20 protein-coding genes are annotated in these 22,287 nt (G+C 70.5%); 10 read left to right on the top strand and 10 right to left on the bottom strand.

What is annotated here, in order from left to right:
- The first annotated feature begins 19 nt into the window (after window positions 1-19).
- Window positions 20-769 carry a ParA family protein gene (locus ACQPYZ_RS27460; RefSeq protein ID WP_433161142.1) on the top strand — a complete coding sequence of 250 codons (750 nt, stop codon included), beginning with the start codon at window positions 20-22 and terminating at the stop codon, window positions 767-769.
- A 1-nt stretch (window position 770) separates the two neighbouring features.
- Here the strand turns inward: ACQPYZ_RS27460 and ACQPYZ_RS27455 are convergent, their stop codons facing one another.
- Entirely contained in the window at window positions 771-1,679 is a 909-nt protein-coding gene (locus tag ACQPYZ_RS27455) for a DUF4349 domain-containing protein (protein ID WP_433161140.1), read from the bottom strand.
- Between the two features lie 115 nt (window positions 1,680-1,794).
- Window positions 1,795-3,444, bottom strand: coding sequence for a DEAD/DEAH box helicase (locus ACQPYZ_RS27450; protein ID WP_433161138.1), 1,650 nt, complete (start codon window positions 3,442-3,444; stop codon window positions 1,795-1,797).
- Window positions 3,445-3,797: 353 nt separating this feature from the next.
- Here ACQPYZ_RS27450 and ACQPYZ_RS27445 point away from each other — a divergent pair, with 353 nt between their 5' ends.
- Window positions 3,798-4,478: a ferritin-like fold-containing protein gene (locus ACQPYZ_RS27445; RefSeq protein WP_433161136.1), complete on the top strand. Its 681-nt coding sequence runs from the start codon at window positions 3,798-3,800 to the stop codon at window positions 4,476-4,478.
- A 67-nt stretch (window positions 4,479-4,545) separates the two neighbouring features.
- On the opposite strand, the gene ACQPYZ_RS27440 is transcribed toward ACQPYZ_RS27445, so the two are convergent.
- The 5 genes from ACQPYZ_RS27440 to ligD all read right to left on the bottom strand — a co-directional run bounded on the left by ACQPYZ_RS27440 (window position 4,546) and on the right by ligD (window position 7,284).
- On the bottom strand, window positions 4,546-4,821 hold the full coding sequence (locus tag ACQPYZ_RS27440) for a GlsB/YeaQ/YmgE family stress response membrane protein (RefSeq protein ID WP_433161135.1): 276 nt from the start codon (window positions 4,819-4,821) through the stop codon (window positions 4,546-4,548).
- Between the two features lie 146 nt (window positions 4,822-4,967).
- Window positions 4,968-5,195 carry a DUF3107 domain-containing protein gene (locus ACQPYZ_RS27435; RefSeq protein WP_132326680.1) on the bottom strand — a complete coding sequence of 76 codons (228 nt, stop codon included), beginning with the start codon at window positions 5,193-5,195 and terminating at the stop codon, window positions 4,968-4,970.
- Window positions 5,196-5,318: 123 nt separating this feature from the next.
- A complete protein-coding gene (locus tag ACQPYZ_RS27430; RefSeq protein ID WP_433161133.1) occupies window positions 5,319-5,948 on the bottom strand; it encodes a TetR/AcrR family transcriptional regulator in 630 nt (209 codons plus the stop codon).
- Between the two features lie 158 nt (window positions 5,949-6,106).
- On the bottom strand, window positions 6,107-6,313 hold the full coding sequence (locus ACQPYZ_RS27425) for a hypothetical protein (RefSeq protein ID WP_433161132.1): 207 nt from the start codon (window positions 6,311-6,313) through the stop codon (window positions 6,107-6,109).
- 44 nt (window positions 6,314-6,357) lie between these two features.
- Window positions 6,358-7,284: a non-homologous end-joining DNA ligase gene (gene ligD, locus ACQPYZ_RS27420; RefSeq protein ID WP_433161131.1), complete on the bottom strand. Its 927-nt coding sequence runs from the start codon at window positions 7,282-7,284 to the stop codon at window positions 6,358-6,360.
- 72 nt (window positions 7,285-7,356) lie between these two features.
- Here ligD and ACQPYZ_RS27415 point away from each other — a divergent pair, with 72 nt between their 5' ends.
- The 3 genes from ACQPYZ_RS27415 (at window position 7,357) to moeZ (ending at window position 12,152) form a co-directional block, all read left to right on the top strand.
- Entirely contained in the window at window positions 7,357-8,271 is a 915-nt protein-coding gene (locus ACQPYZ_RS27415; protein WP_433161129.1) for an alpha/beta fold hydrolase, read from the top strand.
- A 271-nt stretch (window positions 8,272-8,542) separates the two neighbouring features.
- A complete protein-coding gene (locus ACQPYZ_RS27410; RefSeq protein ID WP_433161127.1) occupies window positions 8,543-10,813 on the top strand; it encodes a Calx-beta domain-containing protein in 2,271 nt (756 codons plus the stop codon).
- A gap of 148 nt (window positions 10,814-10,961) precedes the next feature.
- Window positions 10,962-12,152, top strand: coding sequence for an adenylyltransferase/sulfurtransferase MoeZ (gene moeZ / locus ACQPYZ_RS27405; protein ID WP_433161126.1), 1,191 nt, complete (start codon window positions 10,962-10,964; stop codon window positions 12,150-12,152).
- A gap of 17 nt (window positions 12,153-12,169) precedes the next feature.
- Here the strand turns inward: moeZ and ACQPYZ_RS27400 are convergent, their stop codons facing one another.
- Complete coding sequence (locus ACQPYZ_RS27400) at window positions 12,170-12,955, bottom strand: maleylpyruvate isomerase family mycothiol-dependent enzyme (protein ID WP_433161124.1); 786 nt, start codon at window positions 12,953-12,955, stop codon at window positions 12,170-12,172.
- A 2-nt stretch (window positions 12,956-12,957) separates the two neighbouring features.
- A complete protein-coding gene (locus tag ACQPYZ_RS27395; RefSeq protein WP_433161123.1) occupies window positions 12,958-13,593 on the bottom strand; it encodes a TetR/AcrR family transcriptional regulator in 636 nt (211 codons plus the stop codon).
- 87 nt (window positions 13,594-13,680) lie between these two features.
- Here ACQPYZ_RS27395 and ACQPYZ_RS27390 point away from each other — a divergent pair, with 87 nt between their 5' ends.
- The 5 genes from ACQPYZ_RS27390 to ACQPYZ_RS27370 all read left to right on the top strand — a co-directional run bounded on the left by ACQPYZ_RS27390 (window position 13,681) and on the right by ACQPYZ_RS27370 (window position 21,691).
- Window positions 13,681-13,947: a DUF2277 domain-containing protein gene (locus ACQPYZ_RS27390; protein ID WP_433161122.1), complete on the top strand. Its 267-nt coding sequence runs from the start codon at window positions 13,681-13,683 to the stop codon at window positions 13,945-13,947.
- Window positions 13,948-13,957: 10 nt separating this feature from the next.
- On the top strand, window positions 13,958-14,797 hold the full coding sequence (locus tag ACQPYZ_RS27385) for a TIGR03560 family F420-dependent LLM class oxidoreductase (protein WP_433161120.1): 840 nt from the start codon (window positions 13,958-13,960) through the stop codon (window positions 14,795-14,797).
- A gap of 24 nt (window positions 14,798-14,821) precedes the next feature.
- Window positions 14,822-15,121 (top strand): MGMT family protein, encoded by a 300-nt coding sequence (locus tag ACQPYZ_RS27380; RefSeq protein WP_433161118.1) that lies wholly within the window; start codon window positions 14,822-14,824, stop codon window positions 15,119-15,121.
- Between the two features lie 109 nt (window positions 15,122-15,230).
- Entirely contained in the window at window positions 15,231-18,458 is a 3,228-nt protein-coding gene (locus tag ACQPYZ_RS27375; protein ID WP_433161116.1) for an ATP-dependent helicase, read from the top strand.
- Window positions 18,458-21,691, top strand: a complete 3,234-nt coding sequence (locus tag ACQPYZ_RS27370) for a UvrD-helicase domain-containing protein (protein ID WP_433161114.1) — start codon at window positions 18,458-18,460, stop codon at window positions 21,689-21,691. Before ACQPYZ_RS27375 ends, ACQPYZ_RS27370 begins: the two co-directional genes overlap by 1 nt.
- Here the strand turns inward: ACQPYZ_RS27370 and ACQPYZ_RS27365 are convergent.
- The gene (locus ACQPYZ_RS27365; RefSeq protein WP_433161112.1) at window positions 21,688-22,233 is read right to left on the bottom strand and encodes a Uma2 family endonuclease; all 546 of its coding nucleotides are present in this window, start codon (window positions 22,231-22,233) and stop codon (window positions 21,688-21,690) included. The two genes, ACQPYZ_RS27370 and ACQPYZ_RS27365, sit on opposite strands and share 4 nt — an antisense overlap.
- Window positions 22,234-22,287: the final 54 nt, after the last annotated feature.

Raw genomic sequence — 22,287 nt, 5'->3', positions numbered from 1 at the left:
GGTGCGGCACAATGTCCGGGTGCCTCGCACGATGGCGGTTGCCAACCAGAAAGGCGGCGTGGCCAAGACGACCACGGTCGCGACGCTCGGCGCTGCGCTGGCGGAGCGTCGTCAACGGGTGCTGCTGGTCGACCTGGACCCGCAGGCCTGTCTCACCTTCTCGGTCGGCACCGACCCCGAGGACCTGGACAAGTCGATCCACCACGTCTTGCTCGGCGGCGTGAAGGCGCGCGACGTGCTGATTGCGCTCGACGACGGAGTCGACCTGTTGCCGGCGACGATCGAGCTCGCGACCGCCGAGGTCCAGCTGGCTCGGGAGAGCGGCCCGGAGCAGGTGCTGCGGACCGCGTTGCGCCCGCTGCGGACGTCGTACGACTGGGTGCTCGTCGACTGCCCGCCGACCCTCGGGCTGCTGACGGTGAATGGGCTGTCCGCGGCGTCCGACGTACTCATCCCGCTGCAGTGCGAGACGCTGGCACATCGTGGCGTAGGGCAACTACTGGACACGATCCACGACGTCCAGCGGCTGACGAACCCACAGTTGCGGGTGCTCGGCGTCCTGCCGACCTTGTACGACGGCCGGACGACGCATGCCCGCGCCGTACTGGAGACGATCGCGGACACGTACTCGCTCGACGTGCTGGAGCCGGCGATCCCGAAGTCGATCCGGTTCGCGGAGGCTCCGGCGATCGGCGAGACCGTGCTCAGCACGGCGCCGGCCTCGCCCGGTGCGAAGGCCTACCGGGCGCTGGCCGGCGCGCTGCTCTGACCTACTGCCCGCCGTCGGGTGCCCGACTCGGCGCGAGCGCCGGCTGACGGCGCAGCCGGCTCCGGAACCTCCACAGTGGTACGCCGATCAGCGCCAGCAGCACCAGGAACGGCAGCACCGCGCCGAATGCCGTCGCCAGTGCGGAGAACGTCGCGGTGAACGCGTCCCAACCGCCCTTCAGGCCGGCGAGGAAGCCGTCGGGGTCCTGGGGTGCGGGCGAGTCGCCCTTCGCGGTCAACGTGAGCGCGAGGGTGGCGAGCTCGGTCTGCAGGGCGAGGTTCTTCTGCTTGGCGAGCAGCGACTCCAGGTCGGCCTCGCGCCGGGTCAGCTCGGTCTCGACCGAGACGATCTCGCCGATCGTGTTCGCCTTGGCGAGCAGGGTGCGCATGCGCTCGAGGCTGGCGCGCTGGGAGGCGATCCGGCTCTCGACGTCGACCACCTGCTCGGTGACGTCACTGGACTCCTGGTGGATCTGCCTGCGCTTGCCGAGCTCGGACAGCCGCTGGATGGCGGTCTCGTACGACGCGGTCGGCACCTTGAGGACGAGGTTCGCCCGGGTGATCCGGCCGTCGTGGTCACTGCCGGTGTCCTCGGACGCGACCTGGCCGCGGAGACCGGCCACGACGGTGATCGCCTTCTGCCGCTGGGCGTCCACGTCGTCGGCCTCGATCGTCAGCGAGCCGGTCTTGATGATCGCCCGCGTCAGCGTCGGCTGTGCGGCCGGTTTGTCCTGCGACTGCGGCGCGTTCCCGGTGGCCTTGCCGTCCGACGCCTCGCCCGGGCCCTGTGGTGCGGCCGCGCCGGACCCGCCGGACTCGCTCGTGCTGTCGGCGCCCTCTCCGGAACACCCCGCCAGCAGCACGATCCCCAGCAACGCCACCCCGGCCGCGGCAGTCCTGATCCGCCTCATCACCCATGCCCCTCTCTCGTGGTTGTCGCTAGGACGGCCACGCAGGGGCAGGGCGTTGCAGGCTCAGATCACCGTTCAGCCACGGTCGGGCGACGGCACGGTCACTCCGGCTCGATCACTCCGGCGCCGAGAACAGCGGAACCGTCGGACCGGTCCCCGGCTCCGGTGCGGCCGGCGCCTCCGCGCTCTTCCGCGTCCGCGCCCGACTCCGCTTCACCGGCTTCTCCGCATCTCCCGCCGCAGCCTCAGCCTCAACCGAAGCCTCCTCGGCGGCGGACTTCCGAGTCCGAGTCCGCTTGGCCGGAGCGTCAGCCACGGCGTCACGGGAAGCCTCCGTGCCGGCCGCGTCGGCCGGGGTCTCGGCGGTCTTCCGGGTGCGGGTGCGCTTGCGCGGCTTCCGTTCCGGTGCCTCGGCGGCCTCGGTCGACGACTCCGCCGTCGGCGGGACCTGGGTCTTGGCGGTCACGTCCGCCTCGGACTTCTGCTCGGTCGCCGGACCGTCGACGACCTGGCCGCTGCGGGTCCGCTTCCGGGTCCGGCTCCGCTTGCGCGCCGGCCGCTCGCCGCTCTCGGCGGTGTCCTCGGTCCCTTCCCCGGTACGCCGCCGCTCGCGGGCCGGCCGTTCCTCACGCGGCTCGCGGATCGGCTTGATCCGGCCCTTCGCCTCGGTCGGGATCCCCAGGTCGTGGTAGAGCTCCGGCGAGGTGGAGTAGATCTCCTGCGGCTCGTCGTACGGCAGGTCGAGCGCCTTGTTGATCGTCTTCCAGCGGGTGACGTCCGGCCAGTCGACGAAGGTCACCGCGATCCCGCTCGCCCCGGCCCGGCCGGTCCGGCCGATCCGGTGGATGTAGGCCTTCTCGTCCTCGGGGCAGGTGTTGTTGATGACGTGGGTCACGCCCTCGACGTCGATCCCGCGGGCGGCGACATCGGTACAGATCAGGACGTCGATCTTGTCACCGCGGAACCGCATCAGCGCCCGCTCGCGGGCCTGCTGGTTCAGGTCGCCGTGGATCGCGGCCGCCTTGAAGCCGCGGTCCTGCAGGTCGTCGGTCAGCCGGGACGCCTCCCGCTTGGTCTTGCAGAAGATCATCACCCGGCCACGGTCCTCGGCCTGCAGGATCCGGGCCACCACCTCGGGCTTGTCCAGCTCGTGCGCCCGGTAGACGAACTGTGCCGTCGTCGGCACCATCTGGGTGTCCTCGTGCGACTCCGCCCGGATGTTCAGCGGGTGCCGCATGTGGGTGCGGGCCAGCGCGATCACGGCCGACGGCATCGTTGCCGAGAACAACATCGTCTGGCGCAGCTCGGGGGTCTTGCGCAGGATGCGTTCCACGTCCGGCAGGAAGCCGAGGTCGAGCATCTCGTCGGCCTCGTCCAGCACCAGCACCTTGATGTGGCTCAGGTCGAGGACGCCGCGGTTCGCCAGGTCCAGCAGGCGGCCGGGCGTGCCGACGACGACGTCGACGCCCTTCTTCAGCGCGTCCAGCTGGGGCTCGTACGCCACCCCGCCGTACACGGTCAGCACCCGGACGGTGCGGACGGTGGACGCGGTGGTCAGGTCCTTGGCGACCTGGATGGTCAGCTCGCGGGTCGGGGTGACGACCAGCGCCTGCGGCTTGCCCGGCGCGGCGAGCTCCTCGTAGTCGGGCTCGCCGGGGGAGATGGTGCGCTGCAGCAGCGGGATGCCGAAGCCGAGCGTCTTGCCGGTCCCGGTGCGGGCCTGGCCGATCAGGTCGGTGCCCATCAGGGCGACAGGGAGCGTCATCTCCTGGATCGGAAACGGCTCTACGATGTTGACGCGGTCGAGCGCGTCGCAGATCTCGGGCAGCACCCCGAGCTCTCTGAAGGTGGTCAGGCTGATCGCCTCTCACATGCTTGTACGGACAGTTGCATCAGGTGGCCGGGCGCCAAGAGCATTCCAGCTCCATCGGGAGGCGCGGGGACACTGTGCAAGCACCTCGCACCAGCTTGCCCATCTGGGCGCGTCACCGGCGAATCGCCCACCAGTGTAACCGCAAGACCTGTCAACGCCGCCTCGTGTGGTTTGCGCCACTCGCGGCTCTGGCCGGGAAGTGTGGTGTGCGCCACTCGCGGCCGGGTCCCGATAGGGTGCCGGGCATGGAGCAGACGGCCTTTGATGATCCCGCCTACCGGGCCGCGGCGGTGGATCTGCTGGGAGTGCTCGCGTACGGCGAGCTGACCGCCTTCGAGCGGATCGCCGAGGACGCCAAGCTGGCGCCGACGCTGAACGACAAGGCGGAGCTCGCCGCGCTGGCGACGACCGAGTTCGGCCACTTCCAGCAACTGCGGGACCGGCTGGTCGCGCTCGGCGTGGACCCGATGGAGGCGATGCAGCCGTTCGTCACCCCGCTGGACGCGTTCCACGACCACACCGCGCCGTCGGACTGGCTCGAGGGCCTGGTCAAGGCGTACGTCGGCGACGGCCTGGCGAACGACTTCTACCGCGAGATCGCGTCGTTCGTGGACGCGGACACCCGGGCCCTGGTGCTCGAGGTGTTCGCCGACTCCGGGCAGGCCGAGTTCGTGGTCGACCGGGTCCGGGCCGCGATCGACGAGGACCCGAAGCTGGGCGGCCGGCTCGCGCTCTGGGGCCGCCGGCTGGTCGGCGAGGCGCTCAGCCAGGCGCAGCGGATCGCCGCCGACCGCGACTCGCTGGCCGCACTGCTGGCCGGCAGCGTCGACCGCCCGGGTCTCGACCTGGCCGCGATCGGCCGGATGTTCACCCGCCTCACAGAGGCCCACACCGCCCGCATGACCGCCCTCGGCCTCCAGGCCTGACCCACCCCGCACACAACGGCCGCCCGCCCCTGGGGAGGGGCGGGCGGCCGTTGTGGTGCGGGTGCGGTCAGACGTTCGATGGTCGGGTGTTGCGGGCGGAGATGATGGCGATGACGATCGCTGCGCAGACGATCTGGATCAGGTACTGGATCCAGTCCGGTCCGCTGGTGTCCTTGACGCCGAGGAAGTAGGCGATCAGACCACCGAGGAAGGCGCCGATGCCGCCGCCCAGGATGGTCCAGCCGAGGCTGATGTTCTGCTTGCCGGGGAGCACCAGCCGGGCCAACGGCCCGAAGATGATGCCCGCGATGAGGCTGACGATGATCATCCAGACCCAATACACGGTTCCTCCTTGAGGGATGGCTGACCTGCGCCTCGTCCGGTGCTCCGTGACCAAACCAGACCACCGCAACGCAGGTCCTACCCGTCATCGTGCCCCTTGCCGGGCACTCCGCAACCGGGACACGCTCGACTGTGTCCGGACCGGGATCAGATCGCGCCGAACCCGACCTTGCGGATCGACACCTCACCGATCTCGACGTACGCGAGCCGGTCGGCGGGCACGATCACCCGGCGGCCCTTGTCGTCGGTCAGCTGCAACAGCCCGGACTTCCCGCTGAGCGCGTCGGCGACGGCCTGCTGCACCTCGTCCGGGCTCTGCTCGCTCTCCAGCACCAACTCGCGATTGGCGTGCTGCACGCCGATCTTGACCTCCACGAAACCCTCCGGGCACGTTCCGACCGGCGGCTCTCGCCGGTGACGGTTCGAGCCTATCCGCTGCCGCCCGTCAGCTCTCACCCGTCCGCCGAGAGCAGAACCGGCCCGGGCGTCAGGACGTTGTCAGGACTCAGTGCGGGGGAAGCCGCCGATGCCGCGCCAGGCCAGCGACGCGACCAGGTCGGCGGCGTGCTCCTGCGGCAGCGACGGGTTGTCGGCGGCCAGCCAGTAGCGGGCGCTGACCTGGGCCATGCCGACCAGGCTGACGGCGAGCACCATCGACTGCTCCCGGCTCAGCCCGGCGTCCGCGCTGATCACCTCGGAGACGGCCTCGGCGCACTCGTGGGTGACCCGGTCGACCCGCTCGCGCACGGACGGCTCGTTGGTCAGGTCCGACTCGAACACCAGCCGGAAGGCGCCCTGGGCGTTCGCCACGTAGTCGTAGAACGCGTGCATGGTCGCGGTGACCCGCTGCTTGTTGTCGTCGGTCGACTTCAGCGCGTCCCGGACGGAGGCGACGATCGCGTCGCAGGAGGTGTCCAGCAGCGCCAGGTAGAGCTCCAGCTTGCCCGGGAAGTGCTGGTAGAGGACCGGCTTGGAGACGCCGGCGCGGTCGGCGATGTCGTCCATCGCGGCGGCGTGGTAACCGTTCGCGACGAAGACCTCCTGCGCCGCCTCGAGCAGTTGCGCGCGGCGGGCCAGCCGCGGCAGGCGGCTTCCGCGCTTGGGCGCGGTCTCGGGTGTCGTCGACACGTCGGCTCCTTCGGTGGTGCGGCACCGGCGGCGCGGGCTCGACCGCCGGGTGGTTCCCCGAATCCTACCCAGCGGTCATCCCGGCCAGTAGCTTCGGCACCCGGTGGCGTTCCATCGTCGTACTGGCCGTCGGCCCGGCGTACTGTTCCGGCCGCCGGTCAGCGATAGTCGTCCTCGTCGGCGTCGCCGACCTCGCGGCGCTGGTCGTCCACGTCGGCCGGATCGGCCTCGATCGGTACACCGGAGTCGTCCGCGCGCCGGTCCGTCGCGGTCTGGCTCAGGCGTTGCTCCAGGACGTCGGCCTCGGGCGCGTCGTCGGGCACGCTGTCGAAGCCGGGGCCCTCGTAGTCGGGCTCGCTGGTCATGCGCCTGCTCCTCTCGGTACGACGGACGGGACGGATGCCACGGGTTACGACGGTAGCGGTTTGGGGTCGTCGTACATGCCTTCCAGCACGTCGCCGTACTCCTCGATCCGGGCCAGCACCTCGTGCGGCAGGAACCTGAGCTCCTCGGGCTTCGTCGCCGAGGCCACCTCGTCCCAGTCGATCGGGGTGGACACCCGCGGCTCCTCGGCCCCACGCAGCGAGTACGGCGCCAGCGTGGTCTTCGCGCTGTTGTTCTGGCTCCAGTCGATGAACACCTTGCCAGGCCGGAGCGCCTTGGTCATGTTGGCGGTCACATTCTCCGGCAGCGCCTCGGCCAGCTGCTCCGCGAGCTGCTTGGCGAACGCACTGGTCTCCCTGGACGACGCCGGCTCGATCGGCACGTAGAGGTGCATGCCCTTGTTGCCGGAGGTCTTCGGCCAGCCTTCCAGCCCGAAGTGGCTGAGCAGCTCCCGCAGGGCGAGGGCAACGTCGCAGCACTCGACGATAGTGGCTCCCGGCCCCGGGTCGAGGTCGAACACGATCAGGTCGGCTTGCGGCTCTTTGCCCTTCTTCGACAGACCGATCCGCCACTGCGGCACGTGCAGCTCGAGCGCGGCCAGGTTGGCCAGCCACACCACCGTCTGGACGTCGTCGGCCACCACGAAGTCGGCCTCGTCCCGCCCGGTCGAGCTGCCGGGGGTCGGCAGCGTCACGGTCCGCACCCAGGACGGCGTACCGCGCGGAGCGTTCTTCTCGAAGAAGTACGCCGCTTCCGTGCCGTCGGGCCAGCGTTTCCGGGTGAGCGGGCGGTCGGACAGGTGCGGCAGCAGCAGGGTCGCGACCTGGTGGTAGTAGTCGATCACCTCGGCTTTGGTGAACCCGGTCAGCGGATACAGCACCTTGCCGAGGTTCGTGAGCTTCATCGTCTGCCCGTCGACCTCGGTGGTCAGTTGCTTCGGCGCGGCTGCCATGCCTCCCAGTCTCCACCCCGGAGCGGTCCTAACGGGTGAACACCGCCAGGGTGGCGTCCTACCATGGTTCTCGTGGAACGTTACGCGGCAGTAACCGGTGAATCCGTCCGGCTGGGTGCGCAGGAGTGGCCGGCCCGGCGGGTGCCGGTCGCGGGCGTGGACCTCCTGGTCAGGGACGTCCCGGGCGCGGCAGCGGATCTCCCGCCGGCCCTGTTCGTGCACGGGCTCGGCGGGTCCTCGCTGAACTGGACCGCGCTCGGCCTGCTGCTCAACGACACCGTCCGCGGGATGGCGCCGGACCTGCCCGGGTTCGGGCGTACGCCGTTGGCCGGGGTGGTCGGGATCCGCGAGCAGGTCGACGTACTGATCGCGTTGATCGAGCAGGAGACCGACCGGCCGGTGCACCTGTTCGGCAACTCGATGGGCGGAGCGACGTCCGTGGCGCTGGCCGCCCGCCGGCCGGACCTGGTCGCCTCGCTCACGCTGATCTCGCCGGCGCTGCCGCATCCGCGGGCGTCCGCGACCGCGCTGTGGTTCGCGGCCGTCGCGACTCCGCGGCTCGGGACGGTCGTGCTGGAGCGGAGCCGGCGGCTGCCGTTCGAGCGGCGGCTCAAGATCGGGCTGGCGATGGTGTTCGGTGACCCGCGGTCGCTGCCGGCCGAGGTACGAGCCTCCTACGAGGCGGAGCTCCGCCGGCGGGACACCGATCCCTGGGGCATGCAGGCGACGGTGTACGGCGCCCGGAGCATGCTGCGGTCGTCGTTGGCACTGCCACGGCAGTCGCTGTGGACGGTCGCGGCCAGGGTCGAGTGCCCGGTGCTGCTGATCTACGGCGGCAAGGACCGCCTGGTCGACGCACGGATCCGGACCAAGGCCCAGCGCAGCTTCCGGGACGCGCGGCTGCTCTACCTGCCGCAGTCAGGTCACGTCGCGCAGATGGAACACCCCGAGCAGGTCGAGCGGGCGTTCCGGCAGCTGATCAGCTGATCGAGTCACAGCTGTGTCCGGACCGAGACACAGTCGAGCGGCCGGTCGGATCAACTTTCCTCTCGCCCACGAGGTCGGACCAACGCCGGCTTCGTCGAACGAGAGGACCACTGTGCGGGTAACGGGCAGACTTGCCAGAAGCCTGTTGCTGGGGATGGTCGCACTGCTCGGTGTGGGGTCGCTGACCGCAACCGCCGCACCACCACGTCCGCCATCATCAGTTGCTCAAGGCAATAACTGGGACGTCCGGCGGGTAGCTGCCGGCTATCAGGTGACGCTTCGTCTGGAAGCGCCGGCGCCGATGCGGGCGTCGCTGCCGCTGCTGGCCGTGAACGGCGTACCGATCGGGGTGGCCCGGCAGTCACCGGACCAGCGGACGCTGACCCTGGTCACGACCGATCCGGCCGCGCTGACGGCGCGTGACGTCCGGCTGGTCTGGTCGGGTGACCTCGGCAAGACCACCGGCCGGAGCCGCGGTCAGGCGACCGGGACGACCGACGCCGATTGGCTGAAGGCCAGGCAGGGACCGCTGCTGCCGGTCGATCCCGGTGCCCGGGGCAAGTACCAGGTCGGCACGTCGGAGTACGACCTAGGTGACGAGGCCGTCTACCTCCCCGGGCTCGAGCAGCGGGCCGAGGTTCGCGGGAAGGTGTACACGCCGCGAGGCGCGATCGGGCCACGGCCGCTGGTGATCTTCCTGCACGGCCGGCACCAGTTCTGCTACGGCGACGACGTCACGCCGCCGGACAAGCCGTGGCCGTGCCCGCCGGGCACCCAGCCGGTGCCGAGCTTCCGCGGGTACGACGGCCCGGCCGAGGCACTGGCCAGCAACGGCTACCAGGTCGTGTCGATCAGTGCCAACGCGGTCAACGCGTACGACGGGGACGTCTACGACTCGGGTGCGCAGGCGCGGGCCGAGCTGATCCTTCACCACCTGGCACTGTGGAAGAAGTGGTCGACGATCGGCGGCGGGCCCTTCGGTCGCGCGTTCGTCGGCAAGGTGAACCTGCGGAACGTCGGCCTGATGGGCCACTCCCGGGGTGGCGAGGGCGTCGCGCGGGCCGCCGTACTCAACGCCGACCGCGGCGGGCAGTACGGCATCCGCGCGGTCCTGCCGCTCGCGCCGACCGACTTCGCCCGGGCGACCGTGCCGGGCGTGGCGATGAGCGTGCTGCTGCCGTACTGCGACGGCGACGTGTCGGATCTGCAGGGCCAGAAGTTCTACGACGACACCCGGCACTCCGTCACCGGCGACACCGCGCCACGGTCGACCGTGACGGTGCTCGGGGCCAACCACAACTTCTTCAACACCGAGTGGACCCCAGGGCAGTCCGAGGCGCCCTCAGGCGACGACTGGTTCGGCGAGGAGAACGAGTCGCCGTGCGGTGCGAAGTACGCGGGCCGGTTGACCGCCAAGGAGCAGCAGGCCGTCGGTACGGCGTACGTCGCCGGGTTCTTCCGGTTGCACCTGGGGCGCGAGACGACGTTCCTACCGCAGTTCGACGGGTCCGACGCCCGGGCTGCCTCGGCAGGACGGGCCGTCGTACGCGTGGTGTCGCAGGTCCCTCTGCTGTCGCGGCGGGACGTGAACGCGCTCGATCGGGCGCTGCCGGCCGGAGCGGTCCGTGGGAAGGCGTCCGCGGAGGTGTGTGCAGGCGTCAGCCAGCCGTCCGGTCGTTTAGCTGCGACACCGACCTGCATGACCACGGACGACTGGGCCAACGCGCCGCACTGGGGTGCTGCCTGGTACGCCGCTCGCACGCCGACCACTGCGGTGACGAAGCTGAGTTGGACCGGGACCGACGGGGTGCTGCACCTCGACCTGCCCGCTTGGCAGCGGGACGTCCGGCGCTATGCGGCCCTGACGTTCCGCGCGGCGCCGGACCCGGCCGGAGCGCCGAAGACCGACCTGAGCGTCCGGGTCGTCGATGGGCGCGGCCGGGCGGCCGACGTACCCGTGTCCGCTGTCAGCGACGCGCTGGTGCGGATGCCGGGGCGGAACGACAGTGGGCTGCCGAAGAACCTGCTGCGGACAGTCCGGATTCCGGTGGGGTCGCTGAAGGGCGTGGACCTGCGTGACGTGCGTGCCGTCGAGGTGCGGACCGATCGGGTCGCGCGTGGGTCGGCGTACCTGAGCGATGTCGCGTTCTCGTCGCCTGGGGTCGGGCTGTCCGCGCCGGCGCGGTTGCTGCCGCAGTTGTCCGCGTCGAACGTGACCGTGCAGGAGGGAGACCGGGGTACGAGGGCGATGGACTTCTGGGTGACGCTGTCGCGCCCGAGCATCCGTCCGGTCAGTGTGTACGTCGAGACGAGTGGCGACCTGGGTGAGACGGTGGGGGACGTCACGCGGCAGGTGGTGTTCAAGCCGGGGCAGGTGCGGCAGAAGGTGAGTGTTCCGGTGACCGGGAACACCCAGAAAGGTTTCGACGTGCCGTTCGACCTGGTGCTGTCCGCGCCGCGCGAGGGCCTGCTGAACCGATCCTTCGGGCACGGACTCGTGCTCGAGGACGACGGCGCGCCGGAGCTCACGGCCGGCGGCTGAGCGTCTGTGGTCCGCATCCCGGGATGAGACAGCGGTTCCGGGATGCGGACTCCGGCGGGGCGGGTTGGGGATGTGCGGGAACATGGGGGAGGGACGGATGGTTGAAAACCGGAGATCCCGACAGACATCGTTCACGAGGAGTCGACACGTGTCACTGCCACCCCTGGTCGAACCGGCCGACGAGCTCACCATCGACGAGGTTCGCCGGTACTCGCGGCACCTGATCATCCCCGAGGTCGGGATGGCCGGGCAGAAGCGGCTGAAGAACGCCAAGGTGCTGGTCATCGGCGCCGGCGGCCTGGGCAGCCCGGCGCTGCTCTACCTGGCCGCGGCGGGTGTCGGCACGCTCGGCATCGTCGAGTTCGACACCGTCGACGAGTCGAACCTGCAGCGCCAGATCATCCACGGCCAGTCCGACGTCGGGAAGTCCAAGGCGCAGTCGGCCAAGGAGTCGATCCTCGAGACCAACCCGTACACGAACGTCGTCCTGCACGAGGAACGCCTCGACAACGACAACGTGTTCCAGATCTTCGAGCAGTACGACCTGATCGTCGACGGCACCGACAACTTCGCCACCCGCTACTTGGTGAACGACGCCGCCGTCCTGCTCGGCAAGCCGTACGTCTGGGGCTCGATCTTCCGCTTCGACGGCCAGGTCAGCGTGTTCTGGGCCGAGCACGGTCCGTGCTACCGCTGCCTCTACCCCGAGCCGCCGCCGCCCGGCATGGTCCCGTCCTGCGCCGAGGGCGGCGTCCTGGGCGTGCTGTGCGCGTCCGTCGGCGCCGCGCAGGTCACCGAGGCGATCAAGCTGCTGACCGGCATCGGCGACCCGTCGCTGGGCCGGCTCAACATCTACGAGGCCCTCGACCTGAACTGGCGCACCCTGAAGGTCCGCAAGGACCCGAACTGCGCCATCTGCGGTGAGAACCCGACCGTCACCGAGCTGATCGACTACGAGAGCTTCTGCGGCGCGCTGACCGAGGAGGCGGCCGACGCGGCCGTCGGCTCGACCATCTCGGTGAAGCAGCTGAGCGAGTGGATCAAGCTGAAGGACAACGGCGAGAAGGACTTCGTGCTGATCGACGTCCGCGAGCCGAACGAGTACGAGATCAACCGGATCCCGGGCTCGGTGCTGATCCCGAAGGCCGACTTCCAGACCGGCGTCGCCCTGGAGAAGCTGCCGCAGGACAAGCAGTTGGTGTTCCACTGCAAGTCCGGTGTCCGCTCCGCGGAGGTGCTCGCGATCGCCAAGGGCGCCGGCTTCGCCGACGCCGTCCACGTCGGCGGCGGCGTGGTCGCCTGGGTCGACCAGATCGACCCGAGCCAGCCGGCGTACTAGCTCGCTGGTTTGAATGGTCAGAAAGGCATCCGACAGCTCGCGACCGCTTGGACGGCCTGCGGGTCGCCGGTGACCAGCGGATCGTCGTCGCGGCCCGAGAGGGTGCGCATGTAGCCGACGGCGTCCACGGCGGCTCGGCCTACCGGCTCGTCCCTCCCGAGCCGGTAGGTCCCGCCGCCCGCTCCGGTCAGCTCCAGTACGACGGCCGGCCGCTCATCCCAGAACGGTCCCGACGCCTCCAGGTCGTACACCACCTGCGCGATCAGCTCGCCGGCGTACGGGCCGGGGTCGAACGTCCGCCCGAGCGCCTGGCACACGTCGTCGCGGTGCATCCACAGGTCCCGCGCCAGCAGGATGTCCTGCACGTAGCCGAGCGCCATCCGCGGAGCGTCCTCCACCTGCATCGCGATCCGCCGGATCAGCTCCGGGTTGCGGGAGATCGTCCGCGTCGCCTTGCCCCACACCCGGTCGAACGACGCCCGCAGCTCGGCCGGCGGCGTACCGCGGTGCTCTTCGGCCTGCACCATCATGTGCGCGTCGAACCGCGGCTTGTCCGGGTAGACCCGCTTCGCCTTGCGGAACCGCCGCGGGAACGACCACGGCTTGATCACGTCCTCCGCCTGGCCGATCAGATGTCCGGCGATGTCGGCGACGTCCCACTCGTCGCAGACCGTCCGGCGATGCCACTCGGCCCCGTCGATCGACGCGAGCAACTCGTGCCACGCCTGGAGCTCCGCGTCCCGGTGCGCCCGGCACCGCTCCCGTCCGGCCCGGCCGATCTCCCCCGCGAGTACTGCGGTCATGACTACCCCCTGGTTGGTGCGTATCGCTGATAGAACATCTCGAGTACGACGGGCAGCAGTCGGCTGAACCGTCCGTCCTCGAAGGACGCGTCCGGCTGGTTCGCGATCTGCTGCGACAGCAGTCCGGCGATCAGTGAGCTGTGGAGCGCGACGCCCTCGTCACCGGCCGCGTCCGGGTGCAGGTGGCCCGCCTCCACCTGCTTCTGCAGGACGTCCCGGAGGTCCTGCATGGAGTCCAGCGCCGGAGCGAACGCCTCCGGGCTCGGCTCGAAGCCCGGCACCGTCCGCCAGAACAGCAACTGCGAGTACACCTGGTGCCCGAGGCACCAGCGGCAGAAGGCGGTCGACGTGATCAGTCCGACCTCGAACGGGTCGTCGGTGCCGGCCGCGGCGTACGCGGCCCGGCACTCGTCGCGCAGCAGCTCGTGGCCGCGCTGGAAGAGCGCGTCGTAGATCGCCATCTTGGACGGGAAGTACTGGTACAGCGACGGCGGCTGCATCCCGAGCCGCCGGGCCACCGCGGACAGGCTGAGCGCCGCGACGCCCTCGGCCTCCATCAACTCGATGGCGACCCCCAGGATCTCCTCGATGGTCTCCTGACGGCGACGCGTCCGGCGGTCCAGTCCCGCAGTACTCATGCTCTGAGGAAAACCTAAAGGCATTAGGGAAGTCAATACCTCGTAGTTTCCGACCCGGTTGTCCGTCCGGGCACGTAGGGTCGGACCATGTGCAGAAACATCACCGTTCTCCGTGGACTCGAGCCGGCCGCGACCTCTGAGGAGATCTACGCGGCGGCGTTGCAGTACGTGCGCAAGGTGACCGGGGTCGGCTCGCTGAGCGCGACCACCCGCGAGCCGATCGAGCGGGCGGCCGCCGAGGTCGCCCGGATCACCGAGCAGTTGCTGGCCGAGATGCCTCAGCGGCGGAATCCGCCGCAGACGGTGCCGCCGCTGCGCCGTCCCGAGGTCCGCGCCCGCCTCGGCCTGGACTGAGGAGGCCGGGATGCGGTTCGGGATCAAGACCAGGCCGGAGCACACCACCTGGCAGCAGATGCGCGACGTGTGGGTCGCCGCGGACGAGTTCGAGATCTTCGAGTCCGCGTGGCACTGGGACCACTTCTACCCGTTGAGCGGTGACATGGCCGGCCCGAACCTCGAGGCCTGGACGACGCTGGCCGCGCTCGCGCAGGCGACCCGGCGGATCCGGATCGGGTGCCAGGTGAACGGCATGATCTACCGCCATCCCGCGGTCACGGCGAACATGGCCGCGACCACCGACATCATCTCCGGCGGCCGGCTCGAGCTCGGTCTCGGCGCCGGGTGGAACGAGATGGAGACCGCGGCGTACGGCATCGACCTGTACGGGCTGAAGGAGCGCTTCGACCGGTTCGACGAGGGCGTGCAGGCGATCATCGCGCTGCTCACCGAGAAGGTCGCGAACTTCGACGGCCGGTACGTCAAGCTCACCGACGCGTACTGCGAGCCGAAGGGCGTGCAGACGCCGCATCCGCCGATCACGATCGGCGGCAAGGGCCCGAAGCGGACCCTGCGCGCGGTCGCCCGCTGGGCCCAGCACTGGAACGTGATCGTGGCGAACCCGGAGGAGTGGAAGCCGCTCAAGGACATCCTCGTCCGGCACTGCGAGGACGTCGGCCGGGACGTCGGCGAGATCACCTGCTCCGTGAACGTGCGGATCGAGCCCGACCAGCCCCTCGACGCGGCGGTCGCGGCCGCGGCGGCGTACGGCGAGGCCGGCGTCGACCTGGTCGTGATGAACCTCCCGCTCGACGCCCCGCCGTCGGTCGTCGAGCCGCTCGCGAAGGCACTCGAGCCACTGGCCTGACGGGCCGACACTAGGGTTGGCCTCGTGGACCGGGAGGAGTACGTCGAGGCCGTGCTGCGGGCCGTGGAGTCGATCCCGCCGGGCAGCGTCGCGACGTACGGCGACATCGCCGAGTACGTCGGCCAGGGCGGACCTCGCCAGGTCGGCGCGATCATGCGCGAGTACGGCGCGAGCGTGCCGTGGTGGCGGGTGATCCGGGCGAGCGGCGTACCGGCCGACGAGGTGGGCGACGAGCAGTTGCACCGGCTCCGTTCGGACGGAGTCCGGGTGACCAACGGCCGGGTCGATCTCCGCCGGGACCGCTGGCATCCGGGCGAGCGCTGAAGCGCACCGGCGGCCCTGACGGGACCGCAAGGTGTCCGCAGTCCGGCCAGGTGCCGGGCCGGCGGAGTGTGCTTCGGGGATTGTCGGTGGGGTCTGATGGGATGTGGCGATGGTCAGCAGACAGGGCGCCCGGAACCCCAGCCGGTACAGGTTGGTCCGGGCCGAGGCGCGGAGCGCGGAAGCCCCTGTTCTGGATGCGGATCAGCAGGCCGTCGTCGATCATCCCGGCGGACCGTTGCTGGTGCTCGCCGGTCCGGGGACCGGGAAGACGACGACTCTGGTCGAGGCGGTCGTCGACCGGGTGCGCAACCGCGGGCTGAGTCCCGACGAGGTGCTCGTGCTGACGTTCGGGCGCAAGGCGGCGACCGAGTTGCGCGACCGCATCACCGGCCGGCTCGGGCGGACGACCCGGGTGATGCCGTCGATGACGTTCCATTCCTTCTGCTACGCGTTGCTGCGACGGTTCACGCCGGCCGACGCGTTCGACGTACCGCTGCGGCTGCCGTCCGGGCCCGAGCAGTCGTTGCGGTTGAGCGAGGCGCTGGCCGGCAGTCGTGAGGTCGGCGCGGTGCACTGGCCGGGCAGTCTGCATCCGGCTCTGAAGACGCGCGGTTTCACCGACGAGGTGCAGGCCGTGATCGGCAAGGCCCGGCAGCTCGGGCTCGACCCGGAGGACCTGTCCGCGATCGGCCGGTCCGCCGACCGGGCCGAATGGGTGGCGGTCGGCGACTTCTTCGAGGAGTACCTGCAGATCCTCGACCACGAGCAGGTGCTGGACTACTCCGAGCTCATCCACCGTGCGGTGATCCTGGCCCAGCAGCCGCAGGTGCGGGCGAAGCTGCGCAAGGAGTTCAAGGCGGTCTTCGTCGACGAGTACCAGGACACCGACCCCGGTCAGACCCAATTGCTGCAGGCGATCGCCGGCAACGGCGGCGACCTGGTCGTGGTCGGCGACCCGGACCAGTCGATCTACACCTTCCGCGGCGCCGACGTCCGCGGTCTGCTGCGCTTCACCGACGAGTTCCGGACGGCGGACGGCGCCGAAGCCGCCCAGATCGCGCTCGGCACGACCCGCCGCTTCGGTACGACGCTCCAGCGTGTGTCCCGGAACGTGGTCAGCCGGCTCGGCGTGCCGGGATCGCTGGACCGCGACACCTTCGAGCGGTTCCGCAACCCGGACGCGAGCGGCTGTGTGTACGGGCCCGGCAAGGTCGAGGCGAACCTGTACTCCACCAGCGGCGCCGAGCTCGAGCACATCGCGGACCTGCTCCGCCGGGCGCACGTGCAGGACGGCGTCGGCTGGCACGAGATGGCCGTGCTGGTGCGGTCGGGCAGCCGGTCGATCCCGCCGCTGCGTCGGGCGCTGGCCGCCGCGGGCATCCCGGTGGACGTGGCCGGTGACGAGCTCCCGTTGTCGCGCGAGCCCGCCGTACGGCCGATGTTGCTGGCGCTGCGGGCGGTCGCGGATCCGTCCACGCTGACGGTCGACGTGGTGCGGGCGCTGGCGTTGTCGCCGTTGGGGGCGATGGATGCCGGGCAGCTGCGGCGGCTGGCGCGGGTGCTGCGGCGACGCGACCGCGAGGCGGCGGGTGGCCGGCGGCTGCCACGGTCGTCGGACGAGTTGCTGCGGGACGCGCTGATGGACCCGTTGCTGCTGGACGAGCAGGCGTCGCCGGCCGAGGCCCGGTTCGCCGCCCTCGGCGAGCGGTTGCTGAAGGCAAGGAACATCGTGACCGCCGGGGCCGCGCCGGACGAGGTGATGTGGTCGCTGTGGTCGGACTCGCCCTGGTTGCGGCGGCTCCGCGGCCAGGCGAACGCCGGCGGTGAGCTCGCCCGGGCGGCGAACCGCGATCTCGACTCGTTGTGCGCGCTGTTCGACGCGGCGAGCCGGGCCGAGGAGCAGGTCGGGTTCAAGGGCGTGTCCGCGTTCCTGTCCGAGTTGGAGTCGCTGGACATCGCCGCGGATCACCGGTTCGACGGGACGTACCGCGAGGCCGGCGTACAACTGATGACGGCGCACCGGTCGAAGGGCCTGCAGTGGCGGCTCGTGGTGGTGGCGAGTGTGCAGGAAGGGCAGTGGCCGGATCTGCGGCGACGCGGCTCACTGCTGGAGCCGGACCGGCTCGGGCCGGACGGCCTGGTCGATCCGTTGTCCGCGGGCGCGTTGCTGGCGGAGGAGCGAAGACTCTTCTACGTCGCGATCACCCGGGCTCGGGAGCGGCTGATCGTGACGGCGGTGCAGGCCCCCGAGGCCGACGGCGACCAACCGTCACGATTGCTGGGTGAGCTGGACATTCCTTTGAAGCTGGTCGCGGGGCGGCCGCGGCGACCGCTGTCGCTGCACGGTCTCGTGGCCGACCTGCGGTGCGTGCTGGCGGATCCGGCGTCGTCGCCGGCGTTGAAACGGGTCGCCGCGGATCGGCTGGCCCAGCTCGCGGACGCGGTGGACGACCGCGACCAGGTGCTGGTGCCGACGGCGAACCCGGACCGCTGGTGGGGCGTGCGCGAGCGGACCCGCTCGGAGCGGCCGATCGCCGATCCGGAGCTGCCGGTGCCGTTGTCCGGGAGTGCGCTGACGACGATCGTGGACTGCCCGCTGAGGTGGTTCCTGCAGCGCCGGGCAGGCGGCGAAACCCCGAGTACGTCGGCCATCGGGTTCGGCATGGTGTTGCACACGCTCGCGGACGCGGTGGCGACGGGGACGCTGCCGCCGGACGTGGACGAGCTGAACGGCTGGCTCGACAAGGTGTGGACGCAGCTGGAGTTCGAGTCGACCTGGATCTCCGACCGCGAACGCGTGGAGGCGGAGCAGGCGTTGCGGCGGTTCGTCGCCTGGCACCAGGGCCGCCCGGACCGGCGGCTGGTCGGGACCGAGGTCGACTTCGACGTACTCCTGCCGGACGCCGACAAACCCGCGGTCCGGGTGAAGGGCCGGATGGACCGGATCGAGCAGGACTCCGAGGGCACGATCCGGGTGGTCGACCTGAAGACCGGGCGGTCGATGCCGACCAAGCCGGCGCTCGAGCGGCACGTCCAGCTGGCGATCTACCAACGGGCGATCGCGTCCCGGCAGCTGAAGCAGCTCGGCGAGGACCCGGTGGCGGGCGGTGCCGAGCTGGTCCAGCTGCGGCACGACGAGAGCGGGTTCCCCAAGGTCCAGCACCAGGGCCCGCTGGAGTCCGGTGACGACGGCCGCACCTGGCTCGACGAGGCCGTCGAGGACGCCGAGGCGATGGTCCGGTCGGAGGAGTTCGTTGCCAAACGCAACGACGGATGCAGCCGGTGCGAGGCCCGTCCGCTCTGCCCGATCCAGCCTGAAGGCCGGGAGATCGTCTGATGCGCGCGCAGTTGACGTCCACCGCCGAGCTGGTGGAGCTGCTCGGGATTCCGTTCAGCGATCAGCAGCTGGCGGCGATCACGGCACCGCTGGAGCCGGGGGTGATCGTGGCGGGTGCCGGGTCCGGCAAGACGACGGCGATGGCGGCCCGGGTGGTCTGGCTGATCTGTACCGGCCAGGTGAAGCCGGAGGAAGTGCTCGGGCTGACGTTCACCAAGAAGGCGGCCAACGAGCTCGACGTCCGGATCCGCGACGACCTGACGAAGGCCGGTGTCCTCGGGTCGACGCTGCCGAAGGACCAGCACCCGATCCTGGCGGCCCACCTGCGCAGCAACATCCCGAACTGGGAGCCCGAGGAGCCCGGTGAGCCGGTCGTGTCGACGTACCACGCGTTCGCCGGCACGCTGATCGCCGAGCACGGGCTGCGGCTCGGTCTGGAGCCGGATGCGCGCGTGCTCGCCGACGCGACCAGGTTCCAGTTGGCCGGCCGCGTCGTACGGCGGTCCGCGGGTCCGATCCGGTTCGCGTCGCATCACGTGCCGACGCTGGTGAACAGCCTGCTCGCACTCGACGGTGAGCTCGCGGACCACCTGCTCCGGGCGGACGACGTACGCGAGCACGACGAGGCGGTACGCCGGGAGGTCGCGGCCGCGCGGAAGCAGACGGTCGAGGTCCGCAAGCTCGCCGAGACCGCGTTGAAGCGTGGCGAGATCCTGCAACTGGTCGAGGAGTATCAGGCGTACAAGGTCGATCGTGGAGTCGTGGACTTCGCCGACCAGATGGCGCTCGGTGCGCGGCTGGCGGAGGAGTGTCCGGAGGTCGCGGTCGCCGAACGGGCGCGGTACAAGGTGGTGCTCCTCGACGAGTATCAGGACACGTCGGTGTCCCAGCGGCGGATGCTGACCGCGCTGTTCGCCGGTCCCGGGGGCCGCGGTCATCCGGTGACCGCGGTCGGGGACCCTTGCCAGGCGATCTACGGATGGCGGGGTGCGTCGGTCGCCAATCTCGACGAGTTCCCGGAGCATTTCCCGCAGGCCGACGGCACGCCTGCCCGGCGTTACGTGCTGAGCGTCAACCGCCGCTGCGGCAGCCGGATCCTCGCGGCCGCCAACCAGCACGCGGCCGAGCTGTACGAGCAGCATCCGGGCGTCATCCCGCTCGAAGCGCCGGCCGATGCGCCGGAGGGTGCGATCACGGTCGGCCTGTTCGAGACGCGCTCGCAGGAGATCGAGTGGATCGCAGACTCGATCGTCGCCGCGCACCGCACGCCGAACCGCCGGTGGAAGGACATCGGCATCCTGATGCGGACGAACGTCGACCTGAGCGCTGTGCACGAGGCCCTGATCGCGCGCAAGGTCCCGGTCGAGGTGGTCGGCCTCGGCGGGCTGCTCGCGCTGCCCGAGGTCGTCGACGTCGTCGCCACCCTGCAGGCGGTGAACGACCTGACCGCGAACGCCGCGATGCTCCGGATCCTCACCGGTCCGCGCTACCGCATCGGTCACCGCGACCTCGCCCTGCTGGCGAACCGGGCTCGCGCGCTCGCCGACGGTGGTGAACGCCCGGACGCCGACGATCTGGTCGCCGCGCTGGATGCCGCCGTCGCGGGCATGGACTCGACCGAGGTGATCTCGCTCGCGGAGGCCGTCGACGATCCGGGCCCGGATGCCTGGGGGTACTCGCCGGAGGCGCTGGTCCGGTTCAAGGAGCTGTCGGCCGAGCTCCGCGAGCTGCGTACGCACGCGGGCGAGCCGCTGCTCGACCTGGTCCGCCGGGTGATCACGACGATCGGCCTGGACGTCGAGCTGACCGCGACGCCGGACCACGTCGACTCCGGTCGCCGCGACCACCTGGCCGCGTTCCTCGATGCGGTCGGCAACTTCGTGTCCACCGAGTCGGACGGTTCGCTCGACGGCCTGCTGGCGTACCTGGCCGCCGAGGAGGAGTACGCCGCCGGCCTCGACCTCGCCGTACCGAGTGAGGCCGACTCGGTGAAGCTGCTGACCACGCACCGGTCGAAGGGGCTGGAGTGGCCGGTCGTGTTCGTGCCGACGCTGGTGAACAAGGTGTTCCCGTCGGACCGCGGCCGGGACAAGTGGACCACCAACGCGAAGGTCCTGCCGTGGCCGCTGCGCGGTGACGCCGACACCCTGCCGGACTTCCACGACCTGTCGAACGCCGGGCTGAAGGCGTTCGCGGACGAGTGCAAGGACGTGAACGCGCTGGAGGAGCGCCGGCTCGGGTACGTCGCCTTCACCCGGGCGAAGGAGATCCTGGTCGCGACCGGGCACTGGTGGGGTCCGACGCAGAAGCGCCCGCGCGGCCCGTCGTCGTACCTGTCGATGCTGAAGCAGCACGCCGGCGACCGGGTGATCGCCTGGGCCGACCAGCCGGAGCTGACCGAGGAGAATCCGGAGCTCGCCGAACAGACGCAGGCACCGTGGCCGGCGCCGTACGACGCCGCGGCGTATCAGCGACGCCTGGACGCGGTGGCGCTGGTGCAGCAGGCGCGAGCCGAAGGCCGGTCGCAGGACGCGGAGGACTCGCTGCTGCTGGACGAGCAGGCGACGGTCGCGCGCTGGGACTCCGAGCTGGAACGATTGTTGTCGGAGGCAAGGGAGAGCCGGAGCCGGAAGGCCTACGACGTGGCGCTGCCGGCCTCGTTGTCGGCGACCCAGGTGATGCGGCTGGCCAAGGACCCGGATGGACTCGCGTCCGAGCTGGCCCGCCCGATGCCGCGCAAACCCAACCGGGCCGCGCGGTTCGGCACCCGCTTCCACGCCTGGGTGGAGAGCTACTTCGGTCAGCAGTTGCTGCTCGACCCCGACGACCTGCCGGGCGCCGCGGACGAGGACATCGTCGACGACACCGACCTGACCGAGCTGATGGACGCGTTCCGCACCGGTCCCTTCGGCGAGACCATGCCGTACGAGATCGAGGCGCCGTTCGCCCTCGCCATCGCCGGTCGCGTCGTCCGCGGCCGCATCGACGCCGTCTACCAGGTCGTCCGCCCCGACGGCTCGCGCGGCTACGAGGTCGTCGACTGGAAGACCAGCCGCTCCGAGACCGCCGACCCCCTCCAGCTAGCCATCTACCGCGTGGCCTGGGCCGAGCTCCACAACATCCCCCTCACCCACGTCACCGCCGCCTTCTACTACGTCCGCACCGCCGACATCGTCCGCCCCGAAAACCTCCCCGACAAACAACAACTCACCGAACTGCTCAACGGCGGTTAGTCGACCAGGTCGGCCGGCACGATCCTTACGGGGAAGGGGAGTTCGGCGTCGAACGTCTCCTTGCCGGTGACGACGGCGCGCTGCTCATAGGTCCCACCGGCGAGCTCCAGCACGGTGAGCTCTTCCTTGGCCGGGTCGAAGATCCAGTACGACGTGACGCCGGCCTCCTCGTACAACCGGCGCTTGAGGACGAGGTCCTTCGACCGAGTGGCCGGCGAGAGGATCTCGACCGCGAGCAGCAGCGGCTTCTCGATCGCCTTGGGACCGACGTCCGCCCGCCGGCAGACCAGCACATCCGGCTGGAGCGAACGCTGCGGCGTCGGCTGAAAGTCCAGTGGCGCGATGAAGACCTTGTGCTCGACCGGGCAGGCGGCCCTCAGCCTGATCGCCAGCTCGAGCGCCGCCGTCTGGTGGATCGGCAACGGTGCAGGTGTCACCAGCAACACCCCGTCGACCAACTCGTACCGCATCCCGTCATCGGGAAGAGTGTCGAGATCGGCCAAGGTGAATGTTCCCGGCTCGAGTGTTTCCACGTACCCCATGGTGCCTCCTTCTTGGTCACACAACCAGCATGAGGGTGCCGGCGGGGTGGTTTT

The organism is Kribbella sp. CA-247076, assembly GCF_050942445.1.
In the GTDB taxonomy this organism is placed as follows: domain Bacteria; phylum Actinomycetota; class Actinomycetes; order Propionibacteriales; family Kribbellaceae; genus Kribbella.
This window is presented reverse-complemented; position numbering and strand designations above follow the sequence as displayed.